Here is a 15065-nt window from a genome sequence, read left to right on the forward strand (position 1 = left end):
TTAGCGGCAAGGATCGAGAGCAAGTGAAGCACAGGAGTCGCGTGTGGCCGAGACGAATTTCCACACCCACGAGGTGACCAACCAGTCCTCCGACTATGCTGGTTTCAACGCCTTTCGCGGCGATCCGCTGCTGCGTCTCCTGGCCGCCGATTTTCCTGACCTGGTCCTGACGACACTGGAGCGGCACGGACGATTCTGCGGCTCATTCGAGGCCCATGATCTGGCGCGGCTTGCCAATATCGAGACGCCGCGCCTGCGTCGTTTCGACGAGAAGGGCCGGCGGCTGGAACTGATCGACTATCATCCCGCCTATCACGCCCTGATGCGGCGCTCGGTCGCCGACGGGCTGCACGCCTCGATCTGGCAGGGGCCGGAGGAGGAGGTCGGGCGCCGCCATGCGGTGCGGGCCGCGCGCTTCTACATGACGGCCGGGGTCGAATGCGGCCATCTGTGCCCGGTGACCATGACCAGCGCGTCGGTCGCGGCGCTCGCGGCGGCGCCGAAGCTGCGCGATGCCTGGCTGCCGGTGATCGCCACGCGGCAGTACGACCCCAGCGTCAAGGCGCCGCTGACCAAGGCCGGCATCACTCTCGGCATGGGCATGACCGAGAAGCAGGGCGGTACCGACGTGCGGGCCAACACCACCCGCGCCGTCGATGCCGGCGGCGGGCATTATCGGCTGACCGGGCACAAATGGTTCATGTCGGCACCGATGTCCGACGGGTTCCTCGTTCTGGCGCAGACGCAGGAGGGGCCGACCTGCTTCCTGATGCCCCGGCGCCGCGACGATGGCTCGCTGAACGGGCTGCATTTCCAGCGGCTGAAGGACAAGCTCGGCAACCGCTCCAACGCCTCCTCCGAGGTCGAGTTCGTCGACGCCGACGCGCGGCGTGTCGGCGATCCCGGCAAGGGCGTGAAGACCATCATCGAAATGGTGACGCTGACCCGCCTCGACTGTGCGCTGGCCTCCGCGGGCCTGATGCGTGGCGCGCTCGCCGAGGCGGTCCATCACGCCCGGGAACGCCGGGTGTTCGGCAAGACGCTGATCGAGCAGCCGCAGATGGTGCGCGTCCTGGCCGACATGGCGCTGGACGTTGCGGCCGCGACGGTGCTGTCCTTCCGGCTCGCCGAAGCCTTCGACCGGCGAACGGGGGAGGCGGCCTCCGAGGCAGACGCCGCCTGGGCGCGGGTGATGACCCCGGTCACCAAATACTGGGTCTGCAAGATGGCCCCGGGGCTGACATACGAGGCAATGGAGTGTCTCGGCGGCAATGGCTATGTCGAGGACGGCAGGCTTGCCCGCGCCTATCGCGAAGCCCCGGTCAACGCGATCTGGGAGGGCTCCGGCAACGTGATGGCCCTCGACCTCGCCCGCATCCTGCAGCGCGACCCGCAGGCCTTCGACACGGTGATCTCGACGATCGAGGCGGACATGGCCGAGACCGCCGGCGGCACGCCCGGTGTCCTGCGCGCCGCGATGGCGATGGCGCTGGCGGACGAAGGCGCCTGCCGGTTGCTGGCCGAGCAGCTGGCCCTGGCGGGCGCCAGCGCCTCCATGCGCCGGCTGGGATTGGGCCAGACCGCCGATGCCTTCACTGAGACGCGGCTCGGCGGTGTCTTCCGCAATACCTACGGCATGCTCGACCTGCGCCATGATTCGCGGGCAATCGTCGAGGATCTCTACCCGCCGATCCGCTGAGCCCGGCGCCGGATTTCGGCAACCGAAACCCAAGCTGCGGCGTTTGCACTGAAGGAGGCAGAGGAAGGGGACGCGTTAAGGTTAACAACCGGTTTCGATTGCGGCAAAGGCCTCTCACCGACAGGGTCGCCGTTAACGGATCGGTAACCGTGACGAGGAGGTTCCATGCGCAGAATGGCGACGACCCTGGCGCTCAGTGCCTGGATTGGGTTCGCGGCTGTCAGCAGTCTGCGGCTCATGGCGCATTCGGGCTGGCTCGATCCGCTGACCGCCGGAACCGCGGCCGCGCCGCTCCTGCAGGATTTCGCGATCGCGGCCGACCTCTATCTGCCGGCCCAGGCGACCCTCGTCTTCGCAGGCCTCTTCGTAGCGCTGGCCACGGGCCTCGGCATGGCGATCGCCGGGCTTTCCTCGCCATCGATTCTGGCCATCCGCCGGGCCGAGCCGCTGGCCGCGGCTGTGCTGGTCGCACTCTTCGCCTTTTATGCCGCTGCAAGCATCGCCGGATCGCCGCTCGCCAGCCTGTTCGGTGATGGCCCGGGTTTCCTCGTCGCGCTGGCGCTGACCTTCGGAGCGCTGCTGTTCGACCGCCTGGTCGAAGTCGATGACGCGGCCGACGATGCGGCCTTCGAATCGGTTCTCAGGTCGATCCACGCCGCCGAGCGCGAGGCGCTCATGCGCCGCCATCGCTCGCCGTTCGGCGACAAGGGCAAGTCCCGCTGATGCGCACCTTCCTGGTGCTCTGGATCGGACCCCTGGTCTTTTTCTGGGGCTGGTATTTTCTTTCGCTGAACGATCTCGGCGGACCGCTCTTCTCCCGCGAAACCCACGACCGGGTCTTCATGGTCTACGGCGCGATCCTCGGTATCGAGCCGGCGACGATCCCGCCGCTGGTGGCGCGTGCGCTCGCGATCGACAGCCTGATCCTCGGCGCGATCCTCGCCTTCCGCCGCCGCAAGAAGATCCGGGCGTGGTGGCAGGCCCGGCGCGCCGCGCGGCTCGCCCTGGCGAACGGCTTTGCCTATGAGCGCAGCGACGAAAGCCGGTCCAGCGCACCCTGAAGAATGAAGGAGGCGGCGGCCGAATCGATCCGTTCGGCCCGCTTCTTGCGCGAGACGTCGGCTTCGAGCAGGCCGCGTTCCGCAGCGACCGTGGACAGGCGCTCGTCCCACAAGAGCACCGGCCGTTCGTCGAAGCGGCTGTAATTGCGCAGGAAAGCCCGCGTCGCCTGCGCCCTCGGCCCCTCCGACCCGTCCATGTTCAGCGGCAGGCCGATGACGATGCCGACGATGCTGTCCTCGTTCAGCGCCGCCACCAGCGCATTCGCATCGGCGGTGAACTTGGTTCGCCGCAGCACCTTGCGCGGCGTGGCGAAGCGCTGGCCGCGGTCCGACACGGCGAGGCCGATGGTCTTGGTGCCGAGGTCGAGACCGGCGATGGTCGTGCCGCTCGGGACGGCGTCGGCGAATTCTTCCAGCGTCACGATGGCCATCGCGTTCTCCTTGACCGGGGGACGGGCCGGTGCAGTTAGCACGCCGAGTGCCGGACACCACCCACAGAACAGAGGTCCGGCCGGCGATCGGACCGCAAGGAGCCCCCATGAAGATCACCTATTTCGGCCATTCCGCATTCCGGATCGACACCGGCTCGTCGGTCATCCTGATCGACCCGTTCCTGTCCGGTAACCCGCATTTCGAGGGCAATATCGACAGCGCCGTCGCGGGCGTCACCCATATCGTCCTCAGCCACGGCCACTTCGACCATGTCGGCGACACCGTCGACATCGCGAAGAAGCATGGCTGCAAGGTTGTCGGCACCTTCGAACTGGTCAGCTGGCTCGGCAAGAAGGGGATCGAGGCGATCGAGCCGCTGAACACCGGCGGAACCGCGAGCTTTGACGACTTCACCGTCACCCTGACCCAGGCGTTTCATTCCTCCGGCCATGTCGAGGAAGACGGGACCGTGACCTATCTCGGCATGCCGAACGGACTGGTCTTCCACTTCGCCGACGGCCCGACGGTCTATCACATGGGCGACACCGACATTTTCGCCGACATGGCGCTGATCGAGGAACTGCACGCCCCGAAGGTTGCGATGGTGCCGGTGGGCGATCGGCTGACGATGGGCGCGGCGGTGGCGGCGCTCGCCTGCCGGCGCTACTTCAACTTCGACAAGATCATCCCGATCCACTGGGGCACGCTGCCGATCCTCGACCAGACCCCGGACAAGTTCACCGAGGCGATGGAAGGCGACGCCGGCAAGATCCTCAAGCCGGCGATCGGCGAAGCCTTCGAGGTCTGATCGCACGCATTTCGGCTTTCGGATCCGGACCGGACGGTCGGGGCGCAGAGCAGCGCCTAGGCCGTCCGGCCATTGCGGCGTTGCCTCGCAAGGGGCGCGCCGCTATAGCTCGCGCAATTCCTCTTGCAACCAGTAGGACCGCAATGTCCGTCGATGCTTCAACAGTCCGCCGGGTCGCCCGGCTGTCCCGGATCGCCGTTACCGACGACGAGGTCGTGGCGATGGAAAGCGAACTCAACGCGATCCTCGGCTTCGTCGAACATCTGGGCGAGGTCGATGTCGAGGGCGTCGAGCCGATGACGTCGGTGATCCCGATGGTGATGAAGAAACGCGCCGACGAAGTGACAGACGGCGCCAAGGCCGACGACATCGTCGCTAACGCGCCGGCCAGCGAAGATCATTTCTTCGTCGTGCCGAAGGTGGTGGAATAGTCGCGCCATGACGGTGACGATCGCGGTGGAATCGCCGCTTCAGGATGAGTTGCGCGAACTGGTCGCCCGGCTGAACGATCATCTCCGGCCGCTGTCGCCGCCGGAGTTCCAGTTTCAGCTCACCGCCGAGCAGATGGCCGGTGAGGACACCACCGTCTTCGTGGTGCGCGATGATCAGTCCGCCGCGGTGGGGATGGGCGCGCTGAAGGTTCACAGCCCCGCGATCGGCGAGGTCAAGCGCATGTACACGACGCCGGACGTGCGCGGGTCCGGGCTCGGCTGGCTGGTCCTGCAGTCCATCGAGGCCGAGGCGCGCCGCCGGGAACTCGGCCGGCTGGTACTGGAAACGGGCTCCACGGCCGGCTTCGAGGCGGCCTGGAGACTTTACGAACGATCCGGTTTCACGCGCTGCGGCGCCGTGCTCGACTACCCGGATTCCGATTACAGTCGCTTTTACGAGAAGAAGCTGTCCCCATGACCGAATTGACGTCTTTCACCATCGCCGAAGCGCGGGACAAGCTGGCGGCGAAGGAGTTTTCCGCGACCGAGCTGACGCAGGCCTACAATGCCGCGATCGAGGCCGCCAACCCGCAGATCAACGCCTATGTGGCGGTGACGCCGGACAAGGCGCTGGCCATGGCGAAGGCCTCCGACGAGCGGCTGGCCAAGGGCGAGGCCGGCGCGCTCGAAGGCATCCCAATGGGCATCAAGGACCTGTTCGCCACCGAGGGCATCCACACCCAGGCCGCGTCGCATATTCTCGACGGGTTCGAGCCGCGCTACGAATCGACGGTCACCGCCAATCTGTGGGCCGATGGCGCCGTCATGCTGGGCAAGCTCAACATGGACGAGTTCGCCATGGGCTCGTCCAACGAGACCTCCTATTACGGCCCGGTGAAGAACCCCTGGCGCCGCAAGGGCTCGAATGCCGACCTGGTGCCCGGCGGCTCGTCCGGCGGTTCGGCCGCGGCGGTCTCGGCGCATCTGTGCGCCGGCGCGACGGCCACCGACACCGGCGGCTCGATCCGCCAGCCCGCCGCGCTGACCGGCACGGTCGGCATCAAGCCGACCTATGGCCGCTGCTCGCGCTGGGGCACGGTGGCCTTCGCGTCGTCCCTCGACCAGGCCGGGCCGATCGCCCGCGACGTGCGCGATGCGGCGATCCTTCTGAAATCCATGGCCTCCGTCGATCCGAAGGACACCACCTCGGTCGACCTGCCGGTGCCGGACTACGAGGCCGCGGTCGGCCGTTCGGTGAAGGGCCTGCGCATCGGCATTCCGAAGGAATACCGCGTCGACAACATGCCGGAGGAGATCGAGGCGCTCTGGCAGCAGGGCATCGCCTGGCTGCGCGACGCCGGCGCCGAGATCGTCGACGTCTCGCTGCCCCACACGAAATACGCCCTGCCTGCCTATTACATCGTCGCGCCGGCGGAAGCCTCGTCGAACCTCGCCCGCTATGACGGCGTGCGCTACGGCCTGCGCGTGCCGGGCAAGGACGTCGCCGAGATGTACGAGAACACCCGCGCTGCCGGTTTCGGCCGCGAGGTGAAGCGCCGCATCATGATCGGTACCTATGTGCTGTCGGCCGGCTATTACGACGCCTATTACCTGCGCGCCCAGAAGGTCCGCACGCTGATCAAGCGCGACTTCGAGACCGTCTATGCGGACGGCATCGACGCGCTGCTGACGCCGGCGACGCCCTCGGCCGCCTTCGGCATCGCCGATCAGGACATGGCCTCCGACCCGGTGAAGATGTATCTGAACGACATCTTCACGGTGACGGTGAACATGGCCGGCCTGCCGGGCCTCGCCGTTCCCGCGGGCCTGTCCGGCGACGGGCTGCCGCTCGGTCTCCAGCTCATCGGCCGGCCCTTCGAGGAAGAGACCCTGTTTGCGATCGGCAGCGCCATCGAGCAGGCGGCCGGCCGCTTCGAACCGGCAAGATGGTGGTAGGCTGATGGCGGAGCTTCGCAAGGCACTCGATCTCTTGGCGGCGGGCGACTGGCACGGCGCCCACGCGATCGTGCAGGACGATCATTCCGCCGACGCAGCCTGGATCCACGCACATCTCCACCGCGTCGAAGGCGACCAGGGCAATGCCGAATACTGGTATCGCCGCGCCGGGCGCGAGCCGAGCGCGCAGAGCCTCGAGGCCGAGCGCGACACGATCGTCGCCGCACTCGGTCGCTGACCGGCTGCAGCCGCTCCGGCGTGCTGCGCCACCGGACCGATTTCATGCATTGAACCAGCCGTTCTGGCAGCCCATCTTCAGTTTCTGGACACGCCCATGACCCTCGTCGACACCCGAACGCCCGATCCGAAGAACTTCATCTCCGGCGCCACCGGCGACTGGGAGATCGTCGTCGGCATGGAGGTCCACGCCCAGGTAACGTCCGAGGCCAAGCTGTTCTCCGGCGCCTCGACCGATTTCGGCGGCGCGCCCAACGATCATGTCAGCCTCGTCGACGCGGCCATGCCGGGCATGCTGCCGGTGATCAACGAGGAATGCGTCCGCCAGGCGGTGCGCACCGGCCTCGGCCTCAAGGCCGAGATCAAGCACCGCTCGGTGTTCGACCGGAAGAACTATTTCTATCCGGACCTGCCGCAGGGCTACCAGATTTCCCAGTTCAAGGACCCGATCGTCGGCGAGGGCATCGTCTCGGTCTCCGTCGGCCCGGACTCCAAGGGCGAGTTCGAGGAGATCGAGATCGGCGTCGAGCGGCTGCATCTCGAACAGGATGCCGGCAAGTCGATGCACGACCAGCATCCGACCATGTCCTATGTCGATCTGAACCGCTCCGGCGTCGCACTGATGGAGATCGTCTCCAAGCCCGACATGCGCTCGGCCGACGAGGCCAAGGCGTATCTGACCAAGCTGCGGACCATCCTGCGCTATCTGGGCACCTGCGACGGCAACATGGACGAGGGCTCCATGCGCGCCGACGTCAACGTCTCCGTGCGGCGTCCCGGCGGTGATTTCGGCACCCGCTGCGAAATCAAGAACGTCAACTCCATCCGCTTCGTCGGCCAGTGCATCGAGGCCGAGGCGCGTCGTCAGGTCGCGATCCTCGAGGATGGCGGCACCATCGACCAGGAGACCCGCCTCTACGATCCGGCCAAGGGCGAGACCCGCGCCATGCGGTCCAAGGAAGAGGCGCATGACTACCGCTACTTCCCGGACCCGGACCTTCTGCCGCTGGAATTCGACCAGGCCTATGTCGACGCGCTGCTCGAAGGCCTGCCGGAACTGCCGGACGCCAAGAAGAACCGGCTGATCCGCGATGCCGGCCTGTCGGCCTACGACGCCTCGATCCTCGTCTCCGAAAAGGCGATCGCCGACTATTACGAGGCCGTGGCGAAGGGCCGCGACGCCAAGCAGGCTGCCAACTGGGTCATCAACGACCTGCTGGGCGCGCTGAACAAGGCCGGCAAGGATATCGGCGAGACGCCGGTGACCGCGGACCAGCTCGGGGCGATCCTCGACATGATCCGGGCCGAGACGATCTCCGGCAAGATCGCCAAGGACCTGTTCGAGATCGTCTGGAACGAGGGCGGCGACCCCGAGAAGATCGTCGACGAGCGCGGCATGAAGCAGGTCACCGACACCGGCGCCATCGAGACGGCGGTGGACGAGGTGATCGCAGCCAATCCCGACAAGGTCGAGCAGGCCCGCGCCAAGCCGACCATGGCCGGCTGGTTCGTCGGCCAGGTGATGAAGGCGACCGGGGGCAAGGCCAATCCCCAGGCGGTCAACGCGCTGGTCAAGCAGAAGCTCGGCGTGGAATGACCTTCTTCGTCCGCACCGCCGGCGCGGCCGATCTGGAGGCGATCAGCCAGTTGCTCGGCGAGACCTGGCACGCGACCTACGACCACATCTACGGGGCTGAGCGGGTGAGCGAGATCACCCGCTCGTGGCATTCGGTCGAAGCGCTCAGGCCGCGGATCAACCGGCTGAACTCGGAGTTCCTGGTCGCCGACGACGGCACGCGGCTGGGCGGCATGGCCTATGCCGCCGCGACCGCCGGCGACGGCAAGATGGTCGTCCTGCACCAGCTCTATGTGCGGCCGGGCTGTCAGCGCCAGGGCATCGGCCGCGATCTTCTGGCCGAGATTTCCGACTGCTTCCCGACGGCGCGCACGCTGCGCCTCGAGGTCGAGGAAGCCAATATGCCGGCGATCGACTTCTACCGCGCGCACGGTTTCACCCAGACCGGCTCGACCGCCAATTGCGGCTGTGCCGATTCGGGTATTCCAGCCTCGGTCTACGAGAAGACGCTGGCCGCCGGCTGAGCCGGGCAGGGCGCCGCCGAAGGGCGGCGCGAACGCGATCCATGGTGGACATTTTGCGGCCGCGGCAGCATAACGTCCCCGCATCGACACGGACTGGAATTCCCATGAAGGAATGGCTGCTGCAGATCTTCACCTGGTGGCAAGGCCAGACGATCGGCACGAGATTCTACACCTGGCGCAAGGGCCAGAAGGTCGGCGAGGACGATGCCGGCAACCAGTATTATCAGAACGCCGACGGCACCAAGCGCTGGGTCATCTACAACGGCCCGGCCGAGGCGTCGATGATAGCCGGCGGCTGGCACGGCTGGATCCATTACCGGGTCGATACGCCGCCTTCGCAGGAAGACTACAAGCCGCGCGCCTGGCAGAAGCCGCACCAGCCGAACTACACCGGCACGGCCAAGGCCTACCGGCCGCAGGGCTCGCTGCTCACTCCGTCCGAGCGCCCGCGCGTCACCGACGATTACGACGCCTGGACGCCCTGATCGCACGGCGGTCCGGAGCGCGGTCGGCCGCCTGACAGGATCGGCTTTCGGCCTTTTCGATTGCTGCCCGGACGATCTCCCTGTCATCGCCGCAATCTGCCGGCAGACACAGCGCGTATTGCCCGGCCCGGCGGGCCGGAAATGTTGAGGACGCCCCCATGAACCGTCGGCTATGTGCGTCGATCCTGTTTGCCGTGACGACCGGTCTCGCGCTGGTTCCGGCGTCGGCGCAGCAGCGCATCGCCAACAAGGTCGCGGTGTTCTCCGGGCTCGACAAGATCACCGGCCGGATCACCAGCTTCGACGTCTATATCGACGAGACGGTGCAGTTCGGCGCCCTGCAGGTGACGCCGAAGGTCTGCTACACCAGCGCCGAGGGCGAAGCCGCCAAGACCGATGCCTTCGTGAAGGTCGACGAGATCACCCTGCAGCGCGACATCCGCCAGATCTTCTCCGGTTGGATGTTCGCCGCGTCTCCCGGCCTCAACGCCGTCGAGCATCCGGTCTATGACGTCTGGCTGAAGAGCTGCAAAAGCGAATCGGATGTCCCGGCGCCCGCGGGGTAGAACGTCGCATCCACCGTGATCGCCTCGGCCAGCAGCGCCTGGTACGTGTCGCGGTCGATCTCGATCGCGCCGAAGCGCTCCAGATGGCCGGTCAGGAACTGGGTGTCGAGGAGCTGGTAGCCGCCACGGCATAGCCGCTCCCACAGATAGGCCAGCGCGACCTTGGACGCATCGGTGCGGCGCGAGAACATGCTCTCGCCGAAGAACGCGCCGCCCAGTGATACGCCATACAGGCCCCCGACGAGCTCGTCGCCGTCCCAAGCTTCTACCGAATGGGCAAAGCCTTCCTGCGCCAGCGCCAGTGTCAGCGAGCGGATCTGGCCGTTGATCCAGGTCTCCATGCGGCCGGGCGCAGCTTCCGCGCAGCCGTCGACCACCGCCGCGAAGGCGGTGTCGACGCGAATGTCGAAGGGCGCTCGGCGGATGGTCTTGCGCAGGCTGCGCGGCAGGTGGAAGCCGTCCAGCGGCAGGATTCCCCGCTCGGTCGGATCGATCCAGAAGATGCCCAGATCGTCCGCCTTTTCCGCCATCGGAAAGATGCCGCAGGCATAGGCCTTCAGCAGGATGGACGGGGTGATCTCGAAACGCTGGCCACCACGCCGTGTCATGATCCTACCCTGCTGATCTGCGGGCGAGATACTTTTCCAGCCAGTGGATGTCGTAGTCGCCCTTGGCGACGTCCGGATTGTCCACGAGGTCACGGAACAGCGGCAGCGTGGTCTTCACCCCGTCCACGACGATCTCGTCGAGGGCGCGCCGCAGCCGCATCATGCATTCGGTCCGGGTGCGGCCATGCACGATCAGCTTGCCGATCAGGCTGTCGTAGAAGGGCGGGATCGAATAGCCCTGATAGACGCCCGAATCGACCCGTACGCCGAGACCGCCGGGCATGTGGTAATGGGTGATCCGCCCCGGCGACGGTGCGAAGGTCTCCGGGTCCTCGGCGTTGATCCGGCACTCGATCGCATGACCGGCGAACTGGATGTCGGCCTGCGTCACCGACAGACCCTGGCCGCTGGCGACGCGGATCTGCTCGTGGACGAGGTCCAGCCCGGTGATGGCTTCCGTCACCGGATGCTCCACCTGCAGGCGGGTGTTCATCTCGATGAAATAGAACTCGCCGTTCTCGTACAGGAACTCGATCGTGCCGGCGCCGCGATAGCCGAGCTTGGCGATGGCGTTGGCGCAGATCATGCCGATCCGGTCGCGCTGCTCCTGGTCGAGCGCCGGCGAGCTGGCTTCTTCCCAGACCTTCTGGTGGCGGCGCTGCAGCGAGCAGTCGCGTTCGCCCAGATGGATGCCGTTGCCGGCGCCGTCGCCGAAGACCTGCACCTCGATATGGCGCGGCTTCTCCAGATACTTCTCCAGATAGACGGCATCGTCGCCGAAGGCCGCTCCGGCTTCCGAACGGGCCGTGGACAGCGCCATCGACAGGTCCTGCGCCGTCTTCGCCACCTTCATGCCGCGGCCACCGCCGCCGGCCGAAGCCTTGACGATGACCGGATAGCCGATCTCCGCGGCGATCCGTGCGGCCTCGTCGTCGTCGGTCACCGCGCCCGCCGAGCCGGGGACCACGGGAATGCCGAGACGCTTGGCGGTGCGCTTGGCCTCGATCTTGTCGCCCATGATCCGGATATGCTCGGCGGTGGGGCCGATGAAGGTGATCTTGTGGGCGTCGAGAATGTCGGCGAAGCGCGCATTCTCGGACAGGAAGCCGTAGCCGGGATGCACGGCATCGGCGCCGGACACCTCGCAGGCGGCGACGATCTGCGGAATGTTCAGATAGCTGTCGCGGGCCGGCGGCGGACCGATGCAGACGCTCTCGTCGGCAAGGCGCACATGCATGGCCGTGTTGTCGGCGGTGGAGTGGACGGCCACCGTCGGGATGCCGAGTTCCTTGCAGGCGCGCAGCACCCGCAGGGCGATCTCGCCGCGGTTGGCGATCAGGACCTTCTTGACCATGCCGCGCCCCTTACGCGATCACGACGAGTGGTTCGCCGTATTCCACTGGCTGCGCATTCTCGACCAGAATCTTGGTCACCGTGCCGGCGCGCGGCGCGGGGATCTGGTTCATCGTCTTCATCGCCTCGATGATCAGCAGCGTCTCGCCCTCGGCGACCTTCTGGCCGACCTCGACGAAGGCGCGCGCGCCCGGCGCCGACGACAGGTAGATCGTGCCGACCATCGGCGAGGGGACCGTGCCCTTCTCCGGGCCGGTGGCGGCCGCCGGGGCGGCAGGCTGCTCCGCGTGCGGCGCCGGAGCGGCGGGCGCCGGGCCCGACGCCGCAGCGTAGTGCATCGGCTGGGCGTAGCCGCCATAATCCTTCTGGCGGGAGACGCGGACGCGCATCTCGCCGTGCTCGACCTCGATCTCGGTCAGATCGGTGTCCTTCAGGATGCTCGCCATCTCGCGGACGAACGACGGGTCGACAGAGTTGTCTTCTTTCGACATGCGATTCCTTCGGTCTATTCGACTCGATTGTTCACAGGCGCGCCTTGAGGGCTGCAATGGCGAGTTCGTAACCCACCGGGCCGAAGCCGGCGATCATGCCGACGGCGACCGGCGCGATCAGGCTCTTGTGCCGGATCTCCTCGCGCGCGTGAATGTTGGACAGATGCACCTCCACGACGGGCTTTCCGAAGACCCGGAGCGCGTCGTGAAGGGCGAGGGAAGTATGGGTGTAGGCGGCGGCGTTGATGACGATCGCCACGGCGCGTTCGCGCGCTTCGTGGATCCAGTCGACCAGTTCGCCCTCATGGTTGGACTGCCGGAACACGATCTCGAAGCCGGCGTCCGCGGCCACATCGCGACACCGGGCCTCGATGTCGGCCAGCGTCGTCGTGCCATAGATCTCGGGCTCGCGGGTTCCGAGCGTGTTGAGATTGGGGCCGTTGAGAAAGTAGATCGTCGAGGTCATCGACCCTCGGTCTTTTCTGGCAATCGCACGCGCACCGCGCAGCTCACAGCCCCGTATAGAGGCATCGACAGCGTGGGGAAAGCGCCCCGACGGGTGTTTCGTTCCCTCAGCCCGTCCTCAACAGGCAATGGTTCCGCATTCGCGCACATTGGCGATGCTCGCCTGCAGATTGTCGAGACCGACCGCGCCGGGAACCACCTCTTCGCCGACCACGTAGGACGGCGTGCCGTTGATACCGAGTCGGGTCGCCATCTCGTTCGACTGCCGCAGCGCCTCCGTCACGGCGGATGACTGCATGGCCGTGCGCAGGGCCGACTCCTCGACGCCGAAATCTCCGGCCACCGCAATGGCGCTTGCCTCGTCGGCGGTGCCGCGCGAGCCGAGCAGCGCGCGGTGATAGGCTGCGTATTCGTTCGGCGCGATCTCGCGGAAGGCGAGGGAGACCCGCGCGGCTTCCAGCGACTGCGGGCCGAGCACCGGGATTTCCTTCAGGACGAAGCGGATGTTCGGATCGGCCGCGAGCAGCGCATCCATGTCCTGCATCGCCTTTTTGCAGTAGCCGCAATTGTAGTCGAAGAACTCGACCACGGTGACGTCGCCGTCGGGATTGCCGAGCACCGTGCCCTCCGGTGTCTCGAACAGCGCCGGCCCGACTTCGGCGATCGCCGCCTTCTGGGCCGCCGACTGGTCGGCCGTCCGCTTGGCCTCCAGCGCGTCGAGCGCTTCCAGCAGCACTTCGGGATGCTCGATCAGATAGGCGCGCACGATCGTCTCGATCGCGTCGGTCTGCTTCGCGTCGAACGATGTCTGCGCTGCCGCGGGCGCGCTGTCCTGCGCGTTGGCGGCGCCGGCTGCGATCAGCGGAAGCGTGCAGGCGAGGGCCGTTGCGGCGGTCAGGCGTCGGATGGAAAGCACGGGTGCGGCGTCCTTCTGTTCGGTTCGGTGCGGATCGCCCGTCAGCGAATCTCGGTCTGGATGATGTCCTGCGCCGCCCGCCAGGGCGGCGTGCCCGGCTGCAGCTTCTGCTGGGCGCGGATGGCGAAGATCTTCGCCTGGCGGAAGGCACCGCCATGCCAGTAGCCTTCGGCGGTGGCAAGTTCGGCGCGGCCGACTTCGCCGATCCGCCCGTAGGCCATGGCGAGGAACCGGTAGGCGACGGAATTGCCAGGATCCGAGCTGAGGCCCTCGCGGATGAGGCGAATCGCCTCCTTCATCTTGGCCGGATCGCCGCTGGTCACCAGCGCCTGGCCGATCTCGGCCTTTAGGATCCCCGAGCCGGTCTTGTCCAGCCTGGCGGCCTTCGAATAGGCGGCCGCCGCCTCCTGGGAGCGTCCCGCATCGACGAGGATATCGCCGCGCAGCTCGTAGAAGAAGGCGTTGTTCGGCTGGGCCTTGAGCAGCGCATCGACCTTGGCGAGCGCCGAGGCCGGGGACCCGGCGAGGTGGGTGGCGATCGCGTCGCCGTAATAGGCCGCCAGACTGCGCGGATCGCGGGCGAACATCCGGCGGACCGCCCCGGCACCGTCATTGTAGGCGACGATCTTGGCCCGGGCGAGATTGTGGCGCACGGCCAGTTCCGGCTTGTCGGCCCGGTCGTAGAAACGGCTTTCCTGGGCCAGCCGCTGCAGGGCTGCAATGCGGTCGCGCGGCACCGGATGCGAGGAGGTGTAGTTCCCGCCGCTGCTGCGGGCGAAGAGATTGCCGCGATCGAGGATCTCGAAGGTCTCGACAAGACCCCGGGCGGACTGGCCGGTCGCTTCCAGATAGGTGAGGGCGGACCGGTCGGCGGTGGACTCTTCGCCGCGCTGGTAGCTGAGCAGGTTGCGCTGGGCGATGCCGCCGCCGCCCATCATCACTCCTGCCCCGGCGCTGACCGCGCTGCCGCCGCCAGCGGCGGCGCCCGCCGCTGCGATTCCGGCCCCGAGCAGGCTCGCGACCACGGCGATGGCCTGGGAGCGCTCCAGCTGTTCGCGCAGTCGCTGCTGGTGACCGCCGGCCAGATGGCCGATCTCGTGGGCGAGGATGCCGATCAGCTGGTTGGGCGTCTGCGTCGCGGTGATCGCGCCGGTGTTGATGTAGATGCGGCGACCGGAGACGAAGGCGTTGAAGGCGTCGGAATTGACCAGCACGATCTCGATGCCTGAACGCGACAGGCCCGCCGCCTTCAGCAGCGGACGCGCATAGTCGGCGACCAGCGCCTCGATCTCGGCGTCCCGCACGATCGGCAGGCTGGCCTTGTCCTTCCCGGCGGCCTGAACGCTAACCGGTGCCAGTGCCACGGATGCCGCCAGGATCATCGATGTGATGCGGGCGGAGATCGCGCCGAGCGACATGTTCATGCTAGTCCCCTCCGATGCTGGCCGATGACCGAT

At 67.0% G+C, this 15065-nt stretch carries 19 protein-coding genes; 12 read left to right on the top strand and 7 right to left on the bottom strand.

What is annotated here, in order from left to right; all coding sequences use genetic code 11:
• Positions 1-43 precede the first annotated feature (43 nt).
• The 3 genes from J3367_RS17530 (at position 44) to J3367_RS17540 (ending at position 2760) form a co-directional block, all read left to right on the top strand.
• Positions 44-1699, top strand: a complete 1656-nt coding sequence (locus tag J3367_RS17530) for an acyl-CoA dehydrogenase family protein (protein WP_024351718.1) — start codon at positions 44-46, stop codon at positions 1697-1699.
• 165 nt (positions 1700-1864) lie between these two features.
• Positions 1865-2422, top strand: a complete 558-nt coding sequence (locus tag J3367_RS17535) for a hypothetical protein (protein ID WP_156421805.1) — start codon at positions 1865-1867, stop codon at positions 2420-2422.
• On the top strand, positions 2422-2760 hold the full coding sequence (locus tag J3367_RS17540; RefSeq protein ID WP_024351720.1) for a DUF6105 family protein: 339 nt from the start codon (positions 2422-2424) through the stop codon (positions 2758-2760). Before J3367_RS17535 ends, J3367_RS17540 begins: the two co-directional genes overlap by 1 nt.
• On the opposite strand, the gene ruvX is transcribed toward J3367_RS17540, so the two are convergent.
• Positions 2721-3191, bottom strand: a complete 471-nt coding sequence (gene ruvX, locus J3367_RS17545) for a Holliday junction resolvase RuvX (protein WP_024351721.1) — start codon at positions 3189-3191, stop codon at positions 2721-2723. The two genes, J3367_RS17540 and ruvX, sit on opposite strands and share 40 nt — an antisense overlap.
• A 107-nt stretch (positions 3192-3298) precedes the next feature.
• Between ruvX and J3367_RS17550 the strand changes: the two genes are divergently transcribed.
• From J3367_RS17550 to J3367_RS17590, 9 genes are all read left to right on the top strand, one after another.
• Complete coding sequence (locus J3367_RS17550; protein ID WP_421461870.1) at positions 3299-4000, top strand: metal-dependent hydrolase; 702 nt, start codon at positions 3299-3301, stop codon at positions 3998-4000.
• 143 nt (positions 4001-4143) lie between these two features.
• The gene (gatC, locus tag J3367_RS17555) at positions 4144-4431 is read left to right on the top strand and encodes an Asp-tRNA(Asn)/Glu-tRNA(Gln) amidotransferase subunit GatC (protein WP_009209688.1); all 288 of its coding nucleotides are present in this window, start codon (positions 4144-4146) and stop codon (positions 4429-4431) included.
• Positions 4432-4438: 7 nt separating this feature from the next.
• Positions 4439-4909: a GNAT family N-acetyltransferase gene (locus tag J3367_RS17560; protein WP_024351723.1), complete on the top strand. Its 471-nt coding sequence runs from the start codon at positions 4439-4441 to the stop codon at positions 4907-4909.
• Positions 4906-6387, top strand: a complete 1482-nt coding sequence (gene gatA, locus J3367_RS17565) for an Asp-tRNA(Asn)/Glu-tRNA(Gln) amidotransferase subunit GatA (RefSeq protein WP_024351724.1) — start codon at positions 4906-4908, stop codon at positions 6385-6387. Before J3367_RS17560 ends, gatA begins: the two co-directional genes overlap by 4 nt.
• 4 nt (positions 6388-6391) lie before the next feature.
• Positions 6392-6625, top strand: coding sequence for a hypothetical protein (locus tag J3367_RS17570; protein WP_024351725.1), 234 nt, complete (start codon positions 6392-6394; stop codon positions 6623-6625).
• Between the two features lie 96 nt (positions 6626-6721).
• The gene (gene gatB / locus J3367_RS17575; RefSeq protein WP_024351726.1) at positions 6722-8221 is read left to right on the top strand and encodes an Asp-tRNA(Asn)/Glu-tRNA(Gln) amidotransferase subunit GatB; all 1500 of its coding nucleotides are present in this window, start codon (positions 6722-6724) and stop codon (positions 8219-8221) included.
• Positions 8218-8724 (top strand): GNAT family N-acetyltransferase, encoded by a 507-nt coding sequence (locus J3367_RS17580; protein ID WP_024351727.1) that lies wholly within the window; start codon positions 8218-8220, stop codon positions 8722-8724. The genes gatB and J3367_RS17580 overlap by 4 nt, the downstream gene beginning before the upstream one ends.
• 104 nt (positions 8725-8828) lie before the next feature.
• Positions 8829-9209 (top strand): NADH:ubiquinone oxidoreductase subunit NDUFA12, encoded by a 381-nt coding sequence (locus J3367_RS17585; RefSeq protein ID WP_024351728.1) that lies wholly within the window; start codon positions 8829-8831, stop codon positions 9207-9209.
• A 158-nt stretch (positions 9210-9367) separates the two neighbouring features.
• The gene (locus tag J3367_RS17590; protein WP_009209683.1) at positions 9368-9775 is read left to right on the top strand and encodes a DUF2155 domain-containing protein; all 408 of its coding nucleotides are present in this window, start codon (positions 9368-9370) and stop codon (positions 9773-9775) included.
• Here J3367_RS17590 and aat read toward each other — a convergent pair.
• From aat to J3367_RS17620, 6 genes are all read right to left on the bottom strand, one after another.
• Entirely contained in the window at positions 9715-10383 is a 669-nt protein-coding gene (aat, locus tag J3367_RS17595; RefSeq protein ID WP_421461873.1) for a leucyl/phenylalanyl-tRNA--protein transferase, read from the bottom strand. The two genes, J3367_RS17590 and aat, sit on opposite strands and share 61 nt — an antisense overlap.
• Positions 10384-10387: 4 nt before the next feature.
• Complete coding sequence (gene accC / locus J3367_RS17600; protein WP_024351730.1) at positions 10388-11737, bottom strand: acetyl-CoA carboxylase biotin carboxylase subunit; 1350 nt, start codon at positions 11735-11737, stop codon at positions 10388-10390.
• Between the two features lie 10 nt (positions 11738-11747).
• Positions 11748-12227, bottom strand: a complete 480-nt coding sequence (gene accB, locus J3367_RS17605) for an acetyl-CoA carboxylase biotin carboxyl carrier protein (protein WP_024351731.1) — start codon at positions 12225-12227, stop codon at positions 11748-11750.
• Positions 12228-12258: 31 nt separating this feature from the next.
• A complete protein-coding gene (gene aroQ, locus J3367_RS17610) occupies positions 12259-12693 on the bottom strand; it encodes a type II 3-dehydroquinate dehydratase (RefSeq protein ID WP_024351732.1) in 435 nt (144 codons plus the stop codon).
• A 117-nt stretch (positions 12694-12810) separates the two neighbouring features.
• Positions 12811-13590: a DsbA family protein gene (locus tag J3367_RS17615; protein WP_035695195.1), complete on the bottom strand. Its 780-nt coding sequence runs from the start codon at positions 13588-13590 to the stop codon at positions 12811-12813.
• A 59-nt stretch (positions 13591-13649) separates the two neighbouring features.
• Positions 13650-15032: a M48 family metalloprotease gene (locus J3367_RS17620; protein WP_024351734.1), complete on the bottom strand. Its 1383-nt coding sequence runs from the start codon at positions 15030-15032 to the stop codon at positions 13650-13652.
• Between the last annotated feature and the right edge of the window lie 33 nt (positions 15033-15065).

Source organism: Aurantimonas sp. NFXS3, from assembly GCF_049132005.1.
In the GTDB taxonomy this organism is placed as follows: Bacteria; Pseudomonadota; Alphaproteobacteria; order Rhizobiales; family Rhizobiaceae; genus Aurantimonas; species Aurantimonas coralicida.